The sequence below is a fragment of the Parasphingomonas zepuensis genome (genome assembly GCF_036663735.1).
Lineage (GTDB): Bacteria > Pseudomonadota > Alphaproteobacteria > Sphingomonadales > Sphingomonadaceae > Sphingomonas.
Map to the genome: position 1 here is coordinate 19,536 of NZ_JAXOJO010000011.1, position 21,509 is coordinate 41,044.

The window sequence follows — 21,509 nt, forward strand, 5'->3', positions numbered from 1 at the left end:
ACCTTCAACAAGAACTATCTTCGGGTCGGATTCGCCGCACCTGCGGGAGGGTCAATCGAGCCGCATCGCCTCGGCTGCGAGCGATTCGGCCTCGATCAGCAGTGCATCGTCGGCCAGCCCCATGGCGATCCGCTCGCGGCCGATCAGGGTCAGCACCGGCACCGCCAGCGGCGAGACACGGTCGAGCCGGACATGCAGCATCGTCTCTGCGGCGCGGTCGAGCAAATCCGCGAGGCGCCCGACATCGGTCATCTTCGCACGCGCATCCGCCCAGGCGGCCTGCAGCAGCAAATGGGTCGGCTCATATTTGCGCAGCACGTCGTAGATCAGGTCGGTCGAGAAAGTGACCTGCCGGCCGGTCTTGCGCTTGCCCGGATGCTGGCGCTCGACCAGCCCGCCGATCACCGCGACTTCGCGAAAGGCGCGCTTGAGCAGCGCCGAGCTCTGCACCCAGTCGACGAACTCGTCCTCCAGGATATCGGGCGAGAGCAGAGCCGCGGGATCGATGACCGGATCGAGCGAATAGCAGGCGATCGAATAATCGCTCGCGACGAAACCGAGTGGCCTGAACCCCTGAGTCTCCATCCGCCGTGTCAGCAGCATGCCGAGCGACTGATGCGCGTTCCATCCCTCGAAGCTGTATACGACCATGTAATGCCGCCCCTCGCGCGGGAAGGTCTCGACCAGCAGCTGCCCCGGCTTCGGCAGCTTCGAGCGATAGGACTGCACCTCGAGCCATTCGCGCACATCGGCGGGGAAGCGCGGCCATTCCGTCGGATCGTCCAGGAAGGCGCGCACCCGGTCGGCTAGGTTGGTCGAGATCGGCATGCGCGCGCCGCCATAGGTCGGGATGCGCGCCGGCTTGGCCGTGGCGCGAACGATCAGGTCCTCGGTGTCGATCTTCTCCACCTCCAGGCTCATCCCCGCGAAGAAGAAGGTATCGCCGTGCCGCATCGAGGCGGCAAATGCCTCCTCGACCTTGCCGAGCGTTCGGCCGTTGCGGAAGCGCACGGTCAGCATCGTCGCCTCGACGATGATCCCCGCGTTCAGCCGGTGCTGGGCGACGAAACTGGGGTGGCTGACCCGCCAGCTGCCGTCCTTGTCCTGAGTCAGGCGCTTGAACTTCTCATAGGCCTTCAGCGCATAGCCGCCGTCCCGGATGAAGCCGAGCACCCGCTCGAACGTCTCCGCGTCGAGCGCGGAATAGGGCAGGGCGGAGCGCACCTCGTCCAGCATCTCCTCTTGCCGGAACGGCGCTGCACACGCGCACGCCATGATGTGCTGCGCGAGCACGTCGAGCGCGCCGGCGCGGAAGACATCGGGATCGAGCTCGCCGGCCTCGACCGCGTCGAGCGCGGCGCGCGCTTCCAGATATTCGAAGCGGTTGCCCGGTACGATCACTGCCTCGGAGGATTCGTCGAGCCGGTGGTTGGATCGCCCGATCCGCTGCAGCAGGCGCGACGAGCCCTTGGGCGCCCCCATCTGCACCACGCAATCGACATCGCCCCAGTCGACCCCCAGGTCCAGGCTGGCGGTGGCGACCAGCGCGCGCAGCTTGCCCGCCGCCATCGCCGCTTCCACCTTGCGCCGCGCCTCCAGGCTCAGGCTGCCGTGGTGGATGCCGATCGGCAGCTGCAGCGCATTGACCTTCCACAGGTCCTGGAAGATCAGCTCGGCCAGGCTGCGCGTGTTGCAGAAGATGATCGAGGTCTTGTGCGTCTCGATTTCGGCCATCACCTGCTCGGCGGCGTAGCGGCCCGAATGGCCGGCCCATGGCACCCGGCCCTCGGGCAGGAGGATGGCGATGTTGGGATCGGCGCCGGGCTCGCCTTTGACGAGCGTGACCTGGTCGATATCGCCATCGGGCGCGAGCCAGGCGCGATAGCCGTCGGCATCGGCGACCGTGGCCGACAGCGCGACCCGGCGCAGCCCCGGCGCCAGCCGCTGCAGCCGCGCCATGCACAGCGACAACAGGTCGCCGCGCTTGCCGGTCGCAAAGGCATGGACCTCGTCCACCACGATCGTCTTCAGCCCCTCGAACATCAGGAAGCTGTCGGGATAGGACAGCAGCAGGCTGAGCGATTCGGGCGTGGTGAGCAGAATCTGCGGCGGCCGCACCCGCTGGCGCGCCTTGCGGTCGCTCGATGTGTCGCCGGTGCGCGTCTCGATCCGGATATCGAGCCCCATCTCCTCGACCGGGGTCAGCAGATTGCGCTGCACATCGACCGCCAGCGCCTTGAGCGGCGAGACATACAGCGTGTGCAGGCCGTCGGTGGGAGACTCGATCAGCTCGGTCAGGGTCGGCAGGAATCCGGCCAGCGTCTTGCCCGCGCCCGTGGTGGCGACGAGCAGCCCATGCCGCCCGGCGCGCCCGACCTCGAGCATGTCGAGCTGATGGCTCCTTGGCGCCCAGCCGCGCGTCGCGAACCAATTGGCAAGGGGGGCGGGGAGATCAGCCTTCATCAAAGCCGCCCCCTGAAGGGGAGCGGCGAGAAAGAAGAAGTGGAACCGACCGTCATCCCATCCATATAGGCATGATGGCGAAACTCGGCGACTGGATCGATCCGCAACCCCAGGGCATCTATGTAAGACCCGCAGATGCGTGGATCGATCCCTCGCAGCCATCGCCACGGGCGCTCGTCACCCACGGCCATGCCGATCACGCGCGCGGCGGGCACGCGGCAGTGTGGGCCACGCCGGAGACACTCGCGATCATGGAAACGCGCTACGGCCCCCAGGCCGGGCATCCGGTTGCTTATGGTGAAACGATGCGCATGGGCGATGTCGATATCCGCTTCGTGCCCGCCGGCCATGTGCTCGGCTCGGCGCAGATCGTGCTGGAGCATCGCGGCGAGATCATCGTCGTCTCGGGCGATTACAAGCGCCGTGCCGACCCCACCTGCGCCCCGTTCGAGCCGGTCGCCTGCGACGTCTTCGTCACGGAGGCGACCTTCGGCCTGCCGGTGTTCCGCCATCCCGAGACAGGCGACGAGATCGACAAGCTCACTGCCGCGCTCCACGCCAATCCCGATCGCTGCGTGCTGGTCGGCGCCTATGCACTGGGCAAGGCGCAGCGCGTCATCGCGGAGCTCCGCGCGCGCGGGTTCGACGATCCGATCTATCTCCACGGCGCGCTCCAGCGGCTGTGCGATCTCTATGTCGAGCTTGGCGTCGATCTCGGCGAGCTACGCCCGGCGACCGGCGCGGCCAAGGCTGACCTGAAAGGGCGCATCGTGATCGCTCCGCCCGGCGCGCTCAACGATCGCTGGTCGCGACGGCTGCCCGATCCGATCACCGCCATGGCCTCAGGCTGGATGCGCATCCGCCAGCGCGCGGTGCAGCGCAATGTCGAGCTGCCGCTGATCCTGTCCGATCATGCCGATTGGGACGAGCTCACCGACACGCTGACCGAGATCGCCCCGCAGGAGGTGTGGGTGACTCATGGCCGCGAGGAAGCGCTGGTCCATTGGTGCATGACCCGCCAGATCAAGGCGCGGGCGCTGGCGCTGCTCGGCTATGAGGACGAGGACGACTGACCGGCGTGCAGGAACGCCGAGCGGTATGCGCCGAGACGCGGCCTAGCGGCGATACACACCCGAGAACGAAACATTCACCCCGCCGCATTGCAGATTGTCGTCCGCCACCAGATAGGGGCCGATCAGCCGGACGGACACGCGACAACGCTCGTCGCTGAATATCGCGCGGTCGCCGGTAACGGTGGCCTCTCCCGCAAAGGCTCCATCATGGATGCCGCCCCGGCGCGCGCGTTCGGGATCATGGGTGCCCCATAGCGCCGTCCCCTTCGCCCGAATGCGCCCGGGCCGCGTTCCGGCAGTGATCTCGATATCGGCCTCGTCATAGTTCCAGTCACCGCGCCATGCCGCGGGTGAGGCGGGCGGCGTAGGGATGGGCTGCAGGAGCGTGCGCGACAGCCACCCCTCGGTTGGTCGGCCCGAGCCATCGGTATAGGCCGCCTTGATCAGCCCATCCTTCGCGATGCCGATCAGCACCACATCGCCCGCGACGACATAGGCGCGCCTGCGGCACCGGCTGGATACGGCCGGGCATCCATCGACATCATCGCGGTAAAAATAGGCCCGTGCACCGGGGCGCACGCGTGCCAGCGTCATGTCCTCATACGTGGCGGACTCTGCATGGCTATCCTGCGCCCGAACCGGGATCACGCCCGCCGCCGCAATCGCGCAGGCAATGGCCACCCCCGAACGCATTGTCATCCCACGCCTTCCAGCGCCTTTTGCCGGCGCCGCTGCACCGAACTGCCGATGCCCAGCGCCTCGCGATATTTCGCCACCGTGCGCCGGGCGATGTCGAAGCCCTTGGCGTTGAGCAGCTCGACCAACGTGTCGTCCGACAGGATCGCCTTGGGTTCCTCCGCCGCGATCAGCGCGCGGATCGCGCTCTTCACGGCCTGGGCCGAAACCGCGTCACCGCCGTCCGACGACTGGATGGCGGAGGTGAAGAAATATTTCAGTTCATAGAGCCCGCGCGCGCAGCTCAGATATTTGTTGCTCGTCACGCGGCTGACGGTCGATTCGTGCATCTCGATCGCGTCCGCCACCTGGCGCAGGGTCATCGGCCTGAGCTGCGATACGCCGTGGACGAAGAACGCCTCCTGCTGCTTCACGATCTCGGTCGCGACCTTGACGATGGTGCGCTGGCGCTGGTCGAGCGCCTTGACCAGCCAGTTGGCGCTGGCCAGGCATTCGGACAGCCAGGCCTTGCTTGCCTTGTCCTGCTGCCCGCCGGACAGTTCGACATAATAGCCGCGATTGACCAGCAGGCGCGGCAGCGTCGCTGCGTTGATTTCGATCGCCCAGCCGGTCTTGCGCTTCGCCACGAACACGTCGGGCACCACTGCCTGCATCGCTTCGCCGCCGTAACGGCAGCCGGGCTTGGGATCATAGCCGCGCAGCTCGCGGATCATGTCGGCCAGGTCCTCGTCGTCCACGTCGCACAGCCGCTTCAGCCGCGCCATGTCGCCGCGCGCGACGAGCTCGAGATTGTCGATCAGCCGCGCCATGCACGGATCGTAGCGGTCGGCTTCCTTCGCCTGCAGCGCCAGGCATTCGGACAGCGATCGCGCGCCGACCCCGGTCGGATCGAAGGTCTGGATGATGCCGAGCACATGCTCCACCCGGGCCAGCGCGACGCCAAGCCGGTTGGCCACTTCGAGCAGCGGCACGGTCAGATATCCCGCCTCGTCGATCTGGTCGATCAGGTGCGCGGCGATGAAACTGTCGGCTCCGTCGACCACAGGGCCGGCCTGGGCCAGCAGGTGATCGGCCAGACTCAGGCCGGTGTCGGCAAAGGCGTCGAGGTCCGGGCCGTCCTCGCCCATGCTGCCCGCGGTGGCGCCGTTTAGCCCGAGCGATCCGTCCATGCCGCCGCCATCGGCGACGCTGTCGTGATGGAAGCTCTCGGCGGTGAAATCCACGTCGAGCGAGGCCTCGCCCGTGCTGTCGCCGCCCATCAGCAATTCGTCGGCGCTCGCCGGCTCGTCGCGCGGCTCGGGCGGCGCCTCGCGCTCGAGCGTCGGGCCGTCATCCTCCGGCGCGCTCGATTCGAGCAGCGGATTCTTCTCGATCTCCTCGGCGATGAATCCCTCCACCTCGAGGTTCGACAGCGCGAGCAGGCGGATCGCCTGCTGCAGCTGGGGCGTCATGACCAGCGATTGGGACTGGCGCAGATCGAGGCGCGGCGCGAGCGACACCTGGCGCCTCAATAATTCCGTTCGTGCTGAGCGTGTCGAAGCACCGTTCTTCTACCCGCCGCCGGAGAGAGAAGGACGGCCCTTCGACAAGCGCAGGGCGAACGGGTTGAGGGTTGCGCTCACAGCGAGAAGCCCTCGCCCAGATACAGCCTGCGGACATTGGCGTCGGCCACCAGCTCGGCCGGCGATCCGGTGAACAGCACCCGGCCATCATAGATGATATAGGCGCGGTCGACGATCTCGAGCGTCTCGCGCACATTATGGTCGGTGATCAGCACGCCGATGCCACGCTTCTGCAGCTCGCAGATCAGATCGCGGATGTCGGCAATCGACAGCGGATCGATCCCGGCAAAGGGCTCGTCGAGCAGCATGATCGACGGATCGGCGGCCAGCGCGCGGGCGATCTCGGCGCGGCGCCGCTCGCCGCCCGACAGCGCCATGGCCGGCGCATCGCGCAGCCGGGTCAGGCCGAATTCGCCCAGCAACGTCTCGAGCCGGGCTGCCCGCGCGGCAGGATCGGGCTCGGCCAGTTCGAGCACGGTCAGGATGTTCTTCTCGACCGTCAGCCCGCGAAAGATGGAGGTTTCCTGCGGCAGATAGCCCAGGCCCAGGATCGCGCGGCGGTACATCGGCAGGCCGGTGATGTCGTCGCCATCGAGCATGATGCGGCCCGAATCGGGCTTCACCAGCCCCATTACCGAATAGAAGCAGGTCGTCTTGCCGGCCCCGTTCGGCCCGAGCAGCCCGACCACCTCGCCCGGCCCGACCGAGACCGAGACGTCCGAGAGGACGACCCGCTTGTCATAGGATTTCGCGATCGAGACCACGGACAGGCCCTTCATCACGGGCGCTTCGGTGATCGGCGTCCCGGCGGGGATCGGGGCGTCGAGAAGGGTCACGTCGTTCATATGCGTTCCGTGCTCGCATCATGGGGCCGGCAGAAGCTCGTCGCACGACGTTTGGCAAGCTTCGTGCATGCGTCGGGGGAAGTCCTGCACCAGACCCGTCGAAGAAGGAAGAGGCGCGCGACGGGTCGACGAAAAAACGCTGGTGAAACACGTCGTAAGGCCGATGGTCCCGCGAACCGTGCGATCGCGGACGCCTAGTTGCGCTTCGGGACCGAGAAAGTGCCGGTCACGCGCCCGCCGCGAGTCGTGGTGCCATCGGGCGCAGTGCCGCCGACCGAGGATCCGTCGATCACCGCGCGTCCGGTATCGAGATTGATCGTCAGGCGCGCGCCGTTGACGGTATTGCCCGCCTGCAGCAGCGAGACATTGCCCAGCATAGTGATGACCCGGCGGTTGAGGTCATACACCGCGAACTGGCTCCGTGCGGTCTGCTGTGGCCGAGTGACGGTGACGCCGCCAGCCGCATCGAGCCGAGAGACCTGGGGCGAGCCGTCGACCACCTGGCCGGTATAGGCCACCGTCATGCGCGCCGCGTTCAGCGTCATTTCGGCCTGGCGGACCGAGACGTTGCCGGACAGGATCGCGCGATTCGCCTTGTCCTGCAATTCGATATGATCGGCGCCGAAATCGATCGGCGCTGCAGAATTGTGGCGGTTCTGCGCGACGGCGCTCGAAGCGGCGAACAGCGCGGCGAGCGCGATCAGACGGGTGACATGGGCCATGGGCGCCTATCTCGCCCTTCGCGGCACGATCCGCAAGCGCGCGTTGCCGTCCAGCGTCACGATCCGGTTTTCCAGGTCGGCGCTCAGGCGCGCCGCGCTGAAATTGCCCTGCGGCACCGTGCCGGTCACCGCACCGCCGCTTTGCAGCCGCCGGGTCTTCAGGTCGATGGTCGCGTCGTTGGTGTCGAGCTGATAGCCGCCGGTCGCGTTGAAGCGTATCGGCCCGTCGGCGGTGACCTGCTGGCTATCCAGATTATAGTGGCCACGATCGGCGACGATTCGCGCCGGGCCGTCGGGCAGGCGGATCTCGGCCGAGAGCTGGTTGAGCTGCACCACCGGTTCGGCCGAACTCTTCTGGACGGCCGAACCCGCATTGAGCTGGAAGGGCTGGCCCTTGCCGTCCTCGCCGCGATAGATCGCCGACTGGATGCGCAGCCGCTCCTTGGCGACCTCGACCTTGTTCTTGTCGAGCAGGAAGGAGACGTCGCCCGAGCCGGCGAGCGGCATCATCACCAGGAATGCGGAGAGAATCCCGATCAGCAGCGGCAGCGCGACGCGCAGGATGTTGATGACGCGGTCGTGGCTGCTCCCGGGCGCCGCCCAGACCTGCCGCGCGCTGCGGACGCTGAGCGCCGCATCAGACATGCGCGAAGATGTCGATCTCGGGCCAGCCGGCCAGGTCGAGATCCGCGCGGGAGGGCAGGAAATCGAAGCAGGCTTTGGCCAGAGCCGCGCGGCCCTCGCGGGCGAGGCGGCGGTCGAGTTCTTCGCGCAGCCTGTGCAGGAAACGCACGTCGGATGCGGCATAGTCCTTCTGCGCATCGGACAGGATCGGCCCGCCCCAATCGGACGATTGCTGCGTCTTGGAGATGTCCTGGCCGAGCAGCTCGCGGACCAGCTCCTTGAGGCCGTGCCGGTCGGTATAGGTGCGCACCAGCCGCGACGCGGTCTTGGTGCAATAGGCCGGGGCCGCATCGACCTTCAGATAATGCTTGATCGCAGCGAGGTCGAAGCGCGCGAAATGATAGAGCTTCACCCGGGCCGGATCGGCCAGCAGCGCGCGCAGGTTCGGCGCGGCATAGGCGCTGCCCGGGGAAAAGCGCACGAGATGCTCGTCGGGTCCGCCATCGGAGAGCTGCACGACGCACAGCCGGTCGCGCGGCGTGATCAGGCCCATCGTCTCGGTGTCGACGGCGATGTCCGCGCCTTCGGCGAACAGGCCGGCGGGAATGTCTTCTTCGTGCAGATAAACGGTCATCCGGCCCGCCTAGACGGGAAAGCCACCGCGCTCAATGCCCGCCGCGCGCCGCCGCCTTGCGTTCGCGCGCCCGCTTCGACCAGATGTTGAGCGATTCGACCCCGGCCGAAAACGCCATCGCGCTGTAGATATAACCCTTTGGCACATGCACGCCGAAGCCGTCGGCGATCAGCACGACGCCGATCATCAGCAGGAAACCGAGCGCCAGCATCACCACGGTCGGGTTGCGTGCGATGAAATTGGCGAGCGGGTTCGCCGCGAACATCATCACGCCGACCGCGACCACCACGGCGACGATCATCACCGGCAGATCGTCGGTCATGCCGATCGCGGTCAGGATCGAATCGATCGAAAAGACCATGTCGAGCAGCAGAATCTGGAAGATCGCCGACCAGAAATTCATCGCCGCGCGACCCTTTTTGTCGAGCGTCGCGCCCGATTCGTCGGGATCCATGCTGTGATGGATTTCCTTGGTCGCTTTCCACAACAGGAACAGGCCGCCGGCGATCAGGATCAGGTCACGAATCGAAAAGGCCGTCTCGAAGCTCGGCTCGCCATGCGCGGTGGCGCCACCCGTCACGCCGAGGTCGAAGATCGGCGCAGTCATCCCCGCAATCCAGGCGATGATCGAGAGCAACCCGAGTCGCATCACCAGTGCCAGGGTGATTCCGACCCGCCTTACCTTGGCGCGCTGCCCCTCGGGCAACTTGTTCGACAGGATCGAGATGAAGATCAGATTGTCGATGCCGAGCACCACTTCCATCACGATCAGCGTGGCCAGTGCCGCCCATGTTGCAGGGTCCGAAAAGAGCGCGATAATGGACATTGTGTGGCTCTGCCGCCTCACTCGTCGCGAAGCAAGCAGCCCGTGCCGCATTTCTGACGAATTTATTCGCAGGCCAAAGGGATTTACGCTACACCGAATCGGTGACGCGATTGGTTTGGCGTTCGCACACTTGCGCTTTTCGTCCGGCGCGGGCTGTTGAGATCGATTTGGGCGGACCGGGAAGACGAACAGGGCATGAGTTTCGATAAAGGACGCCGCGGGGATCGCGGCGGGCGCGGCCGCGACAAGCGCGACGGTTTCGGCGGCGACGATTTCGGCAGCAGCAGCTTTGGCGGCGGTGACCGCTTCGGCGGCGGCGGAGATCGTTTCGGTGGCGGCGGCGATCGCTTCGGCGGTGGTGGCGATCGCTTCGGTGGCGGCGGTGGCGGTGGTGGCTTCCGCAGCGGCGGCGGCGGTGGTGGCGGCTTCGGTGGCGGTGGCGCAGGCGGCGGTGGTCGCGGCATGCCTCCCCAGGTCGTCGGCGAAGGCACTGGCGTCGTAAAATTCTTCAACGGCCAGAAGGGCTTCGGCTTCGTCGTTCGCGACGATGGCGGCGAGGATGTGTTCGTGCATATCTCCGCAGTCGAACAGGCCGGCCTGACCGGTCTGGCCGAGGGCCAGCCGCTCGGCTTCACCCTGGTCGATCGTGGCGGCCGTATTTCGGCGACTGACCTCAAGATCGAGGGCGAGCCCCTTCCCGTCACTGACCGCGGCCCGCCGCGCGACCGTGACGCGGCAGGTCCTGGTGGCCCGCGCGGTGGTGCAGGCGCCGCCGGTGCCGGTCCGGCCCGTCAGCTGACCGGCGAGAAGGCGACGGGCACCGTCAAGTTCTTCAACGCGATGAAGGGCTTCGGCTTCATTCAGCGCGACGATGGCCAGCCCGACGCGTTCGTGCACATCTCGGCCGTCGAGCGTGGCGGCATGACCAGCCTCAACGAAGGCGACCGGCTCGAATTCGAGCTCGAAGTCGATCGTCGCGGCAAATATGCAGCAGTGAACCTCACCTCGATCGCGTAAGCGCCCGAGCCAGAGAATAGAAAACCCGGCGCGCCCATGGCGCGTCGGGTTTTTCTTTGCCCGGATTCGGTGCCCGGATATTCGGGAGCCCTTTTCGGAAGCTATCCGGCCAGGATCAGCGCCGCCCCGCCCAATATCCCCAACACCCCGATCACCCTCCCTATCGTTGCCCGCTCCTTCAGCACCACAACCGAGATCAGCAGCGCCGTCACCATGCCCGTCTCGCGCAGCGCCGCGAGCGGCGCGGTCGGCCCGAGCGAAAATGCCGTCAGCGCCATGCCATAGGTCAGGATGGAGAGCGCGCCGGCGATCGCCCCGGGGCGCCACTGCGTCCGCGCTGCCGCGAACATCGCGCCGCGCGAAAGCAGGCCGAACATGGCGACGACCACCACGCCCATCTCGACGAACATCCACACGATATAGCTCGCCGGGTTCGGCGCCGCGCGCACGCCCGCCGCGTCGACCAAGGTGTAGGCAGCGATGCACAGGCCGGTCAGCAGCGACCAGCCGAGCGCCGCGCGGCCGATATGCCGTCCCGCAACGAGCATCAGCATCGCCGTGCCGATCAACGCTATGCCGGCGATCTGGCCGGTCGTGGCGCTTTCGCCGATCACCCCGATCGTGACCGTGGCGGTGAACAGGGGCGCGGTGCCGCGCAGCACGGGATAGACCGACGACAGGTCGCCCAGCCGGAAGGCGCGAACCAGCGCATACAGATAGCAACCGTGCAGCGCTGCGCTGGCGGCGAGCCAGCCCCACGCGCCATGCGGCAGCGGTACGATCAGGGTGGCTGGCAGCAGGATGAGCGCGCTCGTCCCGTCAGTCACCGCGCGCCCGGCCGCCTTGTCGCGCCCGCCCTTGATGATGGCGTTGACCACGGCGTGGATCGATCCGGAGGCGATCATCAGCAGCGCGGCCAGGGTGAATGCGGGCATTGCCGCGCCATGCGCGGTGGCGGGGATCTCGGCAAGGCTGTGGTCTCGCGAACCTGAGGCGTGAACCGGCGGGCGCGTCGATTCAATCCTCCGCCGGATCGTCCACCGTGCGGATCGGTGCGGCTCGCCCGGACCGCTCTTTCACATGACAATCGAAACTTGGCGCGTTGCGGTTTTTGGCACGAGGGCGCTGTCACGGCACGCATGTTCCTGCGCGTGTGCGTCCCTGTTCGGGGAATTTTTCCCCTGTTTGGCCGGAACAGGGAAAACGCCCAGTAACCGACTAGATTATATGGATATTATGTCCAACAAAATTGGAGATAACAGGGGAAGAAAAAATGCTGCCCTTGTTAAGGTTTATAACAGGGGTGCCGACCGGTTTGGTGGCTGCGGATCGGGCGGTGCGTGGTCACGGCGAGGTTGCGATCCGGTGGATTGGCCTCAGGTGATCAGCCGCCGCAAACCCGCCACGGTATCCGCCTCCGCCGCCGGCTTGTCGGTGCGAATGCGCGCAATCCGCGGGAAGCGCATCGCCACGCCCGATTTGTGCCGTTTCGATTCGTGGATCGAATCGAACGCGATCTCCAGCACCAGGGTCTTCTCCACCTCGCGCACCGGCCCGAAGCGGTTGAGCGTGTGCCCGCGCACGAAGCTGTCGAGCATCTTCAGCTCCGCGTCGGTGATGCCGGAATAGGCCTTGCCGACCGGCAGCAGCTCGCCTTCCTCGGTCCAGCAACCAAAGGTGTAATCGGAATAGAAGGAGGATCGCCGGCCGTTGCCGCGCTGCGCGTACATCATCACGCAATCGGCGGTCAGTGGATCGCGCTTCCATTTGTACCACAGCCCGACCCGGCGCCCGGTGACGTAGGGCGAATCGCGGCGCTTTAGCATGACACCTTCGATCGAGGCGTCGCGTGCGCCGGCCCGGATGCCTTCCAACGCGGTGAAATCGGCGGCGGCGATCAGCTGGCTCACATCGAACCGCTCGGGATCGAGCCCCTCGGCGAAGGCCTCCAGTCGGGGTCGCCGCGCTGCCCAGGGCAGTTCGCGCAGATCCTCGGCACCGTCGAACAGGATGTCGTAGAGCCGCACGAACGCGGGATAATCCGCCAGCATCTTCGCCGAGACGATCTTGCGCCCGAGCCGCTGCTGCAGCGCATTGAAGCTAGCAGCACCGCCGCCCTCGTCGAGCGCGCCGCCCTGGAAACTGCCCTTCACCATCAACTCGCCGTCGAGCACGCCGGGCGTAGTGAAATCGCGCGCGACTTCGGGGAAGCTGCCGGTGACGTCGTCGCCCGCCCGGCTGTACAGCCGGGTCTCGCCGCCGACCCGGACGATCTGTACCCGGATGCCGTCCCATTTCCACTCGGCCGCATAATCGTCGAGGCTGACGCGCAGATCCTCCAGCGGATGGGCCAGCATGAACGGTCGGAACACTGGTACATCGGCTGCGCTGGGCTGCTGTCCGCGGCCCTCCGCCCAGGCGAACAGCGCGCTATAGGGTGGCGCGATCCCGTGCCACACTTCCTCGACTGCCTCGACATCGAGCCCGAACGCCTGGGCGAGCGCGGTCTTGGCCAGGCGCGCCGACACGCCGATGCGCAGCGCACCCGTCGCCATCTTGAGCAGTGCGAAGCGCTCGTCGGCGTCGAGCCGGTCGAGCATGCCGGCCAGTGCAGCCGGGGCATCGGAGCGCGAGAGCGAGCCCAGCCGGTCGACCACCTGCGCCACCGTCAACGGCTCCCCGTCGGCCGGTGGGACTGCCGGCGCCGGCCATAGCAAGGCGACCGTCTCTGCGCTGTCGCCGACATAGTCCCGGCTCATCCGGAACAGCACCGGATCGACGCGTTCCTCGATCAGCGCGCGGATCATCGCCGGCTTCACCGCGGGCAGATCGAGATCGCCGGTCAGCGCCGCCATCGCCCAGCCGCGATCGGGATCGGGCGCCGCGACCAGATAGTCGGCGATCAGTTTAAGCTTCGCGTTGCGGGACCGGGTATAGATCAGCCGGTCGAGAAGGTCGGCAAAGGCGCGCATCAGGGAGGAACATGGCTGGAGCGGTGCGGTTCCGCCAGCTGGAACACGCTGGCGCCGGGCGCTGCTGCGGTTATGCTCGCCAGGTGCGGCGGTTTCTCCTCCTCCTCGGCGCGATCGTCGTGCTGGTCCTGCTCCTGCTGGCCTGGGGTTATCGCAACGCGCGCGCTGACCCGATCGTGCGCCGCGCGAAACTGGCGCTGCCCGGCTGGCCCGCCGGAGCGCCGCTGGTCCGGGCCGTGCTGATCAGCGACGTACATGTGGGCAGCGTAACGATGAACCCCGCGCGGCTGACGCGCATCGTCGCGCAGGTGAACGCGCTGCGGCCGGATATCGTGCTGATCGCCGGCGATTTCGCCTCAGATCATGATCGGACTGGCTCTGCGGAACTGGCGGGTCAGCTCCGGCCACTGGCGCGCCTCACGCCGCGGCTGGGCGTCGTCGCGACGCTCGGCAATCACGATCACTGGGCCGGGCCGGGCGTGGTCAGCGCGGCGCTTCAGGCGATCGGCGTAACGGTGCTGGAAAATGCAATGGTTCAGCGTGGCCCGCTCACGATCGGTGGAGCAGGTGATGCCTTTACACGCCACCAGGATATGCCGCGCTTGTCGGAGGCGCTTCGGGGCAGGGCGGGGGCCCGCGTCGTGCTGACGCATTCGCCTGATCTCGCCCCGGCGCTTGGGCCGGACATGACGTTGCTGCTCGCCGGGCACACGCATTGCGGCCAGATCGTCCTGCCGCTGTACGGCCCACTAACGGAGGTGGCCGCGCCACGCTATCGGTGTGGCATCGTGCGCGAGCGTGGCCGGACGATCGTGGTGACCGGTGGCCTCGGTACCAGCGTCGTGCCGCTGCGCTTCGGCGCGCCGCCGGACCTGTGGCTTCTCACCCTCGGCCCGGCGGCGCGCTGAGTTTAGTCGATGGCGTTCTTGATGCCCTTGCCGGCGAGCAGGCCAAGCACGAGCAGCACGACGAAGATGGCGATCGCGACGAAGAACAGCAGCTTGGCGATGCCGATAAAGGTCCCGCCGATGCCGCCGAAACCGAGCAGCGCGAGCACCAGCCCTATGACGAGGAAGATGATGGCCCAGCGAATCATGTCACTCTCCTGAAAATGCGAAGGTGAAACGATGCGCCGGGCTGGCTTGTTCCGTTCAGCTCTTGCGGCTGGCCTCGAACAGGAACCAGGCGCGTTCTTCGGCCTGGTCGGTCCATTCGTCGAGGATGCCGCTGGTCGCGTTGTCCTTGGCGGCGTCGACGATGTCCTTCGCCTCGCGCAGGCTCTCGACCAGCTTGAGGTTGTCGTCGCGCAGTTCGGCCAGCATGTCGGCCGCCGAGACGAACGCAGCGTCATTGTCCTTGATCGACTGATGGCGCGAAATATCGCCGATCGAGCGGAGCGTGGTGTTGCCGGTCTTGCGCACGCGCTCGGCGATCGCGTCGGTCGTCGCGAAGATCTGCGCAGCCTGGGAATCGAGCATCAGGTGATAGTCATGGAAATGCGGGCCCGACACGTGCCAGTGGAAATTCTTGGTCTTGAAATAGATCGCGAACGAATCGGCCAGAATGCCGTTCAGCGCTTCGGCAACGGTCTTGGCGGCATTGCTCTTGATGTCGGTGGGGGTCTTCAGCGGGGCAGCGGCATCGGCCATGGTCACGTTCCTCGATTCTGGTGTCGTTGCGAGAACGGTTCGATACCGCAAACGCTCCCTTCGCGCTTCCGTATTTGTACCGATCACGGCAATCGATATCGTAGATAAGCCGTGCTGCCGCGAATCCGAGAGGGGTGCATGCATTGGGCGGGATTCCGGCAATCGATCAGGGCCGACCGATTCGCGGGGCGGGGGCCGGGGTTGCGGAAGTCATGACCCGCTGGGCGCTGCAGAACGGAAGAAGTGGTGCCGGACGAGGCAAACGGGGCGCCAAACGCGCGCTCAGGGTTGACATATCCACTCATGTCCGCCATCGGGCGGCGCTTGAGAGCGGCGGCATGTTCGCCGCTTTTGCTTTTCCAGCAACAGGATTTTCAGGTCATGGCAAAGCCGACCACCGTCAAGATCAAGCTTCTGAGCTCGGCCGATACCGGTTTCTTCTACGTCACCAAGAAGAATCCGCGGACCAAGACCGAGAAGCTGAGCTTCAAGAAGTACGATCCCGTCGTGCGCAAGCATGTCGAGTTCAAGGAAACCAAGATCAAGTGATCTTGCCGGTGGCGTGAGCCGCCGCGCGATCACCCCGGCTCAGGCCGGGAGCCAGGGCCGCAGGCGCAAGCCTCGCGGCCTTTTGCGCGTTTACAGCAAGGCCGCCACCGCATCCACGAAGCGCACCAGCGAGATCGGCTTGGAGATATAGGCGTCGGCGCCGGCGGTGCGGATCCGCTCCTCGTCCTCGCGCCCGGCATAGGCCGTCACCGCCATGATCGGGATGTGCTTCAGCGCTGCGTCCGCCTTCAGCAGCCCGATCAACTCGAGCCCGCTGACATGCGGGAGCTGGATGTCCATGATGATCAGGTCGGGCATGAAATCGCGCGCGCGCGCCACTGCCTCGCGGCCGTCGCGGACCGGTTCCGCGACATATTCATGCGCACGCAGCAGGTCGCAGAAAAGTTTGAGGTTGAGTTCGTTGTCCTCGACAACGAGCACCTTCTTTGCCACGTCCACGCGTTCCTTCTGTTCCTGATCGCTGATAGGCAATGCGCGCGCCAGAGACAAATCACGATGCCGCCGCGCTTGCGCTGCAGGCCCTGGTCTGGACGCTCGGCGAACCCGCGCGGGCATCGCGGCTGCTCGACGTGACCGGGCTCGATCCCGCCGATCTGCGGGCCCGGGCCGGCGATCCCGTGGTGCTCGCGGCCGCGCTTGGTTTTCTTGAAGCTTATGAGCCCGATCTCATCGCCTGCGCTGCGAGCCTCGGCGTGAAGCCCGAAGCGATCGTCGCTGCGCGGCATGCCCTGGAGTCTGCATGAAACCTCTGCTGATCTGCGATTGCGACGAAGTGCTGCTGCACATGGTCCGCCATTTCGGCGTGTGGCTGGGGGAGACGCACGATATCGAATTCACGCCCAATGGCGGCGATTTCGCGGCCAGCATGAAACGCCGTGACGGTACCCCGGCGCCGAGCCGGGACGAGATGTGGGGCATGCTCGAACAGTTCTTTCCGGCCGAGATGGATCGCCAGACGCTGGTGCCGCATGCCCGCGAGGCGCTGGCGGCGCTGGCCGATATCGCCGATATCGTCATCCTCACCAATCTCGGCGAGATCTGCCGCCAGCCGCGCATCGAGCAGCTCGCCAAATTCGGGATCGAGCACCGCGTTGAATGCAATCAGGGCGGCAAGGGCGACCCGGTCGCCCGGCTGGTCGCCGAACATGGCGATCCGGTCGCCGTCTTCGTCGACGATCTCGGCGTGCACCATGAATCGGTCGCGAAGCATGCGCCGCAGGTTCACCGGCTCCACATGGTGTCGGAGCCGGCGCTTGCGCCGAGTGTGCCGATGGCGCCCGCCGCGCATGCCCGGATCGACGATTGGCGCGAGGCGGAGGCCTGGATCGCGGCCCGTTTCGCAGAGGGCCTTCCCGCACGGTGATATTGCCCTGGGCGGGGCTTGTTGAAGGATTGTATTTCCATCATCCGCAAGGCGTAGGAATAACCGGCAGCACGAATGGATGGGGCGCACGACATGAACGATCGAATCGACCGCAAGCTCGCTGAGCTTGGCCTGACGCTTCCGGCGCCCGCCGCGCCGGTGGCGTCCTATCTCCCCGCCGTGGAAGCGGGCGGGATGCTCTATCTGTCCGGCCAGCTGCCGTTCAAGGATGGCGCGCTGATGACCGGGCGGCTCGGCGAAACGGTCGATCTCGCATTCGGGCAGGAAGCGGCGCTGCGCTGCGCTCTGATGCTGGTGGCGCAGATGAAAGCGGCGCTGGGCGGCTTCCACCGGATCGAGCGCATCGCCAAGCTCGGCGTGTTCGTCAATTCGGCCGGCGACTTCACCGATCAGGCCAAGGTCGCAAATGGCGCCTCGGATCTGTTGTTCGCGCTGTTCGGTGATGCCGGCCGCCACGCCCGCAGCGCCGTCGGCGTTCCGGTCCTGCCGCTCGGCGTCGCGGTCGAGATCGACGCCATCGTGCAGATCGCCTCGGGCTGAGTCTCCTGCCGCGGTGGAGCGGCACCGGGCGTGACGCCCATCATCATGGCTTCGTCCCGGCCTCTTGCCGGATCGAACCCCCGCGTGTCGCATTCAGCCACGCTCGCCGCGATCGTCGCTGTCCCAGTATATCGAAACCACGAGGTGCCAGACCATCCACTTAATTGTGGACCATGCGACAACCGGCCAAGATTCCCGCCATCCCGGATGATGAAAAAAGAGCAACAGGAGAACGAACTGGTGTCTGAATCTACCTCGCACGGCGGATCGGCGCCACATCGCGACCGCCTTTATGATTCGCACGCCCACCTCGTCTCCGACGATCCGGTCCGCTACCCGCGCAACCCGATCATCCTGGCGCCCACCGAGAATGTATCGGGGAGCTACACGCCCTTCGGCCCGGGCACGATCGGCCGACCCGGCGGCATGCACGGGCCCGAGCCGGTGAACGAAAAACCCACCGCCGAGCAGATGCATGCATGGATGGCGGAGGAAAATGTCGTCGGCATCGCCGCCGTGCAGAAGGGCATGATCTACCGCACCGACAACAGCTATATCGTCGATGCGGCCGATATCTTCCCGCGAGAGATGCGCGCGGTGATCATCGTCGATCCGCAGGCGCCCGAAACGCCCGGGATGGTGAAGGATCTGGCGAAGCGCGGGATCGTCGGCATCCGCTTCTTCGGCGTCGGCATCAAGGACAAGCGCACCTGGCTGAGCGCGCCCGAATCCCTCGAAGTATGGGCGTTGGCCGATGAGCTTGGCCTGGTCGTCGATATCGAGGCACCGGGGGTAGGCGGGGAGATCCTCATCCCGGTGGTGGAGGCAATGGCGGATCGTTTCCCGAACCTGCCGATCGTGCTCGATCACATCTTCATGCCGGTCGTCACCAATCCCAATTTCGGCATCGACACCCAGTTCGACGGCTTCGCCGCCCGCAAGAACATCTCGGTCAAGTTCACTTCGCTCAGCATGGACGTGATCCGCGAACAGGGCATCGCGCCGGAGGCCGTGCTGCGGCGCGCGGTCGATTTCTTCGGCGCGGACAAGGTAATGTGGGGCTCCGACATCGGCACCTCGTCGGGGACCTACAAGGAAATGGTGGAGCGGGCGATCGCCTCGACCGTGCTGCTCACCGCCGAGGAGCGCCGCAAGGTCCTGCACGACACCGGCCGCCGGATCTTCGCCGGCTGGGACGGCAGCGACTGACCGAGGCGTCCGTCCCGAAGGTTATTTGTCCCAGACCCAATGGCCACGTGGCGTCGCGTCGCGGTGGCCGTCGAGCCCGGCCTTTTTCAGGAATCCGTCAAGCAGGGCGGCCACCCGGGCATTGTCCATGTCGGCAAAGGGGATGTGGGTGCTTCCCTTCAGCCCGGCATCGTCGCCCAGCATCAGCACTTCGGCATGGCCGCCATATTTGTTGATCAGCTTGGCGGCGAGGCGCGATTGCGCGACGAATTTATAGTTCGGCACCGCAGGCTCGTCACGGTGGTCGCCCCAGACGAACTGGATCGACCTGAGTTTTGCGAGCTTCTTGAACGCCTCCAGCGGCACGCCGATCGGGCCAAAGCCGCAGGCATTTGGGTCAGTGCATAGTTCGGGGCTCTCGGGGTCGCCGATCGGGAAGACATAGCCGATGCTCTCATAGGCCACGATGCCAGCGATATTGTGCCCGGCCGCCTTCGTCGTCGTCACCATGGCGCGCAGCCCGGCCGCCGAATTGGTGAGATAGACGATGTTGTCGCCGAGCCTGCCCGAATCCGCCGCCACGGCGGCCGCATCGGTCTCCAGCTCGATATTCTTCAAGCGATCGAACTCGTCGTAGCGCGATGCGACCGCTTCGGCCCAGGCCTTCTCGTCGTGGATCGGGAATTGCACGTCCGGCCACCAGTTCTTGTAGGCGGGACCAAAGTTCCAGGCAGTGAAATTGCCTTCGTCCCGCCACCGGGGCGAATAGGTCGTCTGCTCGCAACTCCAATTGGCTCGCCCGACGCGCGGTCCGTCCCACAGATAGACCGGATAGTTGCGACGCAGGAACATGTCCTTGAAGCCCGCGCCACCGTCCCAGCGATTCTGCCATACCTGCGCGCTCGAGCTGTGCCACATGACCAGGCTGGTCGTGCGCGGGTTGTGCGGCAGGAAATATTCGACATAGCCATGGTCGCAGGAAAGATGCTGCGTGGCGTCCTGCGGGTTCTGGAGAACCTTGCCGCCAATGACGAAACCGCCCGATTTCTCGAGCACGATGGGAATTTCGCGTTCCGGACGCCGGCCATCCTGGGCCAGGACGACGCTGCCTGTCACCGACCCCAGCAAGCATGCCAGGAAGCCAAGATTTCTCAGGATCACGGAAGCTCTCTCCAAACGGCTATAGGGGGTGGCAGGTACAAGCCCCGCCGGGTCTCGCTCGACCGACGGGAATCAGGCGAATTCCCGGCATGCCCGATCATAGGCACGGGCATAGGGGCGGATGCCCTGCCACACGCAGAAGATGGCGAGCGGGCCGAGCAAAGCCGTGCTCAGCGCCATCGAATAGCGCAGCTGCGAAGCATCCCTGAACAGGTAGTCAGTGAAGAGCGCGACGATCAGCGGACCGACGGCAAAGGCCAGGACGTTGGTGCTGAATTGTGCGACCGAGCTGACCTGAGCGCGCATCGGGTTGGGGGTGATGACCTGGAATGCCGCAATGCTGGGCCCGATGCCGATCGTCGAGATGAAGATCGAAGCCGCATAGGCGATGAGGATCAGGGTCGGGGTGGGCATCAGGGGCATCAGCGCGGTCACCGGCACCGCCGCGATCAGGCCGTAGAGCATGACGCGGATATTCGCATCGGATCGGCCCTGCCGGGTCCAGCGTTCCGAGAGCTTCGCGCCCAATATCATCGACATGGGCGACACGACCACCGTGATCCCGCCGAGAATCAGCCCGATCTCGGCCAGCGTCCAGCCGAATTGCCGGTAGAACATGGTCGGCAGCCACTGCACCGGTCCTACGGACATCAGGTATTTCATGCAGATGCCACCGATCACCGCGACATAAGCGCGCCATTCGCCGCCCATCCATTTGGCCACGGCGGCGACGGGCACGGTCTGCTTCACGCCGTCGATCAGCCCGCGCCGCGCCGGCTCGCGCGTCGTCAGCACGACCAGCGCCCAAAACAGGCCCGGCAGGCCGACTACGATGAAGGCCCATTGCCACGGGCGGATGACGATGCCCAATGGCAGTATGAGCGGCGGCAGCCCCTGGACGAAATGCAGCACGCTGCCGCCGAGAAACAAGGCCAGGCCGGTACCGACCGTGGCACCGATCGCCAGCGTGCTCGTGCCGAAGGCGACCTTCTCACGCGGATAGCTGTCCGTGACGATCGACCAGGTTGCGGGCCCGTAACCGGCCTCGCCGATGCCCACGCACAGCCGGCCGATGAACACCTGCGTATAATTCTGCGCGATCCCGCATGCCATCGTCGCCAGGCTCCAGAAGGCGATGCAGACGGCGACCAGATTGCGGCGGTTGCGAGAGTCGGCCAGCCGCGCAATGGGAAGTCCGGCGATCGCGTATGTGAGTGAGAAGGCGGCGCCGATCAGCAAGGCCGCCTGGGTATCGGAAATCTGGAAATCGCGCTTAAGCGGCTCGATCATGAGCGCGAGCACCTGCCGGTCTAGCACGGTGAAAAGCACGACGATGGTCAGCACGAACAGCGAGTAATTTGCGGAAGCCCGGCTCGGGAACGGCTGCGCGAGCGCACTTCTATCCGGCGCAATGTCCGTCGCGTTCATTATTATGCCTCTCCGTCCAAGCGGTCGCCTGAGTCCTGCCCCTATTCATCACCGTCAGATTGATCCGAGATGCAGGGCATTGTCTGATACCGGTATCCTATCGAGGCAAAGCGAGACTGACAAGGAAATGACGATTGCTCTATTTAGCCGAGTGT

23 protein-coding genes are annotated in these 21,509 nt (G+C 65.9%); 8 read left to right on the forward strand and 15 right to left on the reverse strand.

The window, feature by feature from the left end:
• Window positions 1–51: 51 nt before the first annotated feature.
• Entirely contained in the window at window positions 52–2,463 is a 2,412-nt protein-coding gene (locus U1769_RS24445; RefSeq protein WP_332720777.1) for a ligase-associated DNA damage response DEXH box helicase, read from the reverse strand.
• Between the two features lie 74 nt (window positions 2,464–2,537).
• Here U1769_RS24445 and U1769_RS24450 point away from each other — a divergent pair, with 74 nt between their 5' ends.
• Window positions 2,538–3,536, forward strand: a complete 999-nt coding sequence (locus tag U1769_RS24450; protein ID WP_332720778.1) for a ligase-associated DNA damage response exonuclease — start codon at window positions 2,538–2,540, stop codon at window positions 3,534–3,536.
• 42 nt (window positions 3,537–3,578) lie between these two features.
• Here the strand turns inward: U1769_RS24450 and U1769_RS24455 are convergent, their stop codons facing one another.
• The 7 genes from U1769_RS24455 to U1769_RS24485 all read right to left on the reverse strand — a co-directional run bounded on the left by U1769_RS24455 (window position 3,579) and on the right by U1769_RS24485 (window position 9,445).
• Complete coding sequence (locus U1769_RS24455; protein ID WP_332720779.1) at window positions 3,579–4,235, reverse strand: hypothetical protein; 657 nt, start codon at window positions 4,233–4,235, stop codon at window positions 3,579–3,581.
• A complete protein-coding gene (gene rpoN, locus U1769_RS24460) occupies window positions 4,232–5,731 on the reverse strand; it encodes an RNA polymerase factor sigma-54 (protein WP_332720780.1) in 1,500 nt (499 codons plus the stop codon). The genes U1769_RS24455 and rpoN overlap by 4 nt, the downstream gene beginning before the upstream one ends.
• Window positions 5,732–5,850: 119 nt before the next feature.
• Window positions 5,851–6,639, reverse strand: coding sequence for an LPS export ABC transporter ATP-binding protein (gene lptB, locus U1769_RS24465; protein ID WP_332720781.1), 789 nt, complete (start codon window positions 6,637–6,639; stop codon window positions 5,851–5,853).
• Window positions 6,640–6,833: 194 nt separating this feature from the next.
• A complete protein-coding gene (locus tag U1769_RS24470; protein ID WP_332720782.1) occupies window positions 6,834–7,361 on the reverse strand; it encodes an LptA/OstA family protein in 528 nt (175 codons plus the stop codon).
• A 6-nt stretch (window positions 7,362–7,367) separates the two neighbouring features.
• Window positions 7,368–8,006, reverse strand: a complete 639-nt coding sequence (gene lptC, locus U1769_RS24475) for an LPS export ABC transporter periplasmic protein LptC (RefSeq protein WP_332720783.1) — start codon at window positions 8,004–8,006, stop codon at window positions 7,368–7,370.
• Window positions 7,999–8,619 (reverse strand): ribonuclease D, encoded by a 621-nt coding sequence (locus U1769_RS24480; RefSeq protein WP_332720784.1) that lies wholly within the window; start codon window positions 8,617–8,619, stop codon window positions 7,999–8,001. The genes lptC and U1769_RS24480 overlap by 8 nt, the downstream gene beginning before the upstream one ends.
• 31 nt (window positions 8,620–8,650) lie before the next feature.
• On the reverse strand, window positions 8,651–9,445 hold the full coding sequence (locus tag U1769_RS24485) for a TerC family protein (protein ID WP_332720785.1): 795 nt from the start codon (window positions 9,443–9,445) through the stop codon (window positions 8,651–8,653).
• Between the two features lie 195 nt (window positions 9,446–9,640).
• Between U1769_RS24485 and U1769_RS24490 the strand changes: the two genes are divergently transcribed.
• Entirely contained in the window at window positions 9,641–10,462 is an 822-nt protein-coding gene (locus U1769_RS24490; RefSeq protein WP_332720786.1) for a cold-shock protein, read from the forward strand.
• A gap of 101 nt (window positions 10,463–10,563) precedes the next feature.
• On the opposite strand, the gene U1769_RS24495 is transcribed toward U1769_RS24490, so the two are convergent.
• A complete protein-coding gene (locus tag U1769_RS24495) occupies window positions 10,564–11,397 on the reverse strand; it encodes an EamA family transporter (protein WP_332720787.1) in 834 nt (277 codons plus the stop codon).
• Window positions 11,398–11,838: 441 nt separating this feature from the next.
• A complete protein-coding gene (locus U1769_RS24500) occupies window positions 11,839–13,434 on the reverse strand; it encodes a cisplatin damage response ATP-dependent DNA ligase (RefSeq protein WP_332720788.1) in 1,596 nt (531 codons plus the stop codon).
• Window positions 13,435–13,517: 83 nt separating this feature from the next.
• Between U1769_RS24500 and U1769_RS24505 the strand changes: the two genes are divergently transcribed.
• On the forward strand, window positions 13,518–14,342 hold the full coding sequence (locus tag U1769_RS24505; RefSeq protein WP_332720789.1) for a metallophosphoesterase: 825 nt from the start codon (window positions 13,518–13,520) through the stop codon (window positions 14,340–14,342).
• A 2-nt stretch (window positions 14,343–14,344) separates the two neighbouring features.
• Here U1769_RS24505 and U1769_RS24510 read toward each other — a convergent pair whose 3' ends face one another.
• A complete protein-coding gene (locus U1769_RS24510; protein ID WP_332720790.1) occupies window positions 14,345–14,530 on the reverse strand; it encodes a DUF1328 family protein in 186 nt (61 codons plus the stop codon).
• A gap of 55 nt (window positions 14,531–14,585) precedes the next feature.
• Window positions 14,586–15,083, reverse strand: coding sequence for a Dps family protein (locus U1769_RS24515; protein ID WP_332720791.1), 498 nt, complete (start codon window positions 15,081–15,083; stop codon window positions 14,586–14,588).
• 381 nt (window positions 15,084–15,464) lie between these two features.
• Here U1769_RS24515 and rpmG point away from each other — a divergent pair, with 381 nt between their 5' ends.
• The gene (gene rpmG / locus U1769_RS24520; protein WP_034157855.1) at window positions 15,465–15,632 is read left to right on the forward strand and encodes a 50S ribosomal protein L33; all 168 of its coding nucleotides are present in this window, start codon (window positions 15,465–15,467) and stop codon (window positions 15,630–15,632) included.
• Between the two features lie 90 nt (window positions 15,633–15,722).
• Here rpmG and U1769_RS24525 read toward each other — a convergent pair whose 3' ends face one another.
• The gene (locus U1769_RS24525; RefSeq protein ID WP_332720792.1) at window positions 15,723–16,085 is read right to left on the reverse strand and encodes a response regulator; all 363 of its coding nucleotides are present in this window, start codon (window positions 16,083–16,085) and stop codon (window positions 15,723–15,725) included.
• Window positions 16,086–16,123: 38 nt separating this feature from the next.
• Here U1769_RS24525 and U1769_RS24530 point away from each other — a divergent pair, with 38 nt between their 5' ends.
• The 4 genes from U1769_RS24530 to U1769_RS24545 all read left to right on the forward strand — a co-directional run bounded on the left by U1769_RS24530 (window position 16,124) and on the right by U1769_RS24545 (window position 18,786).
• Window positions 16,124–16,396 carry a DUF3572 family protein gene (locus U1769_RS24530; RefSeq protein ID WP_332720793.1) on the forward strand — a complete coding sequence of 91 codons (273 nt, stop codon included), beginning with the start codon at window positions 16,124–16,126 and terminating at the stop codon, window positions 16,394–16,396.
• Window positions 16,393–17,016 (forward strand): HAD family hydrolase, encoded by a 624-nt coding sequence (locus U1769_RS24535; protein ID WP_332720794.1) that lies wholly within the window; start codon window positions 16,393–16,395, stop codon window positions 17,014–17,016. Before U1769_RS24530 ends, U1769_RS24535 begins: the two co-directional genes overlap by 4 nt.
• 93 nt (window positions 17,017–17,109) lie before the next feature.
• Window positions 17,110–17,577, forward strand: a complete 468-nt coding sequence (locus tag U1769_RS24540; protein WP_332720795.1) for a RidA family protein — start codon at window positions 17,110–17,112, stop codon at window positions 17,575–17,577.
• A gap of 240 nt (window positions 17,578–17,817) precedes the next feature.
• Window positions 17,818–18,786: an amidohydrolase family protein gene (locus tag U1769_RS24545; protein ID WP_332720796.1), complete on the forward strand. Its 969-nt coding sequence runs from the start codon at window positions 17,818–17,820 to the stop codon at window positions 18,784–18,786.
• 21 nt (window positions 18,787–18,807) lie between these two features.
• Here U1769_RS24545 and U1769_RS24550 read toward each other — a convergent pair whose 3' ends face one another.
• A complete protein-coding gene (locus U1769_RS24550) occupies window positions 18,808–19,881 on the reverse strand; it encodes an alpha/beta hydrolase (protein ID WP_332720797.1) in 1,074 nt (357 codons plus the stop codon).
• A 117-nt stretch (window positions 19,882–19,998) separates the two neighbouring features.
• Window positions 19,999–21,354 carry a spinster family MFS transporter gene (locus U1769_RS24555; protein WP_332720798.1) on the reverse strand — a complete coding sequence of 452 codons (1,356 nt, stop codon included), beginning with the start codon at window positions 21,352–21,354 and terminating at the stop codon, window positions 19,999–20,001.
• Window positions 21,355–21,509: the final 155 nt, after the last annotated feature.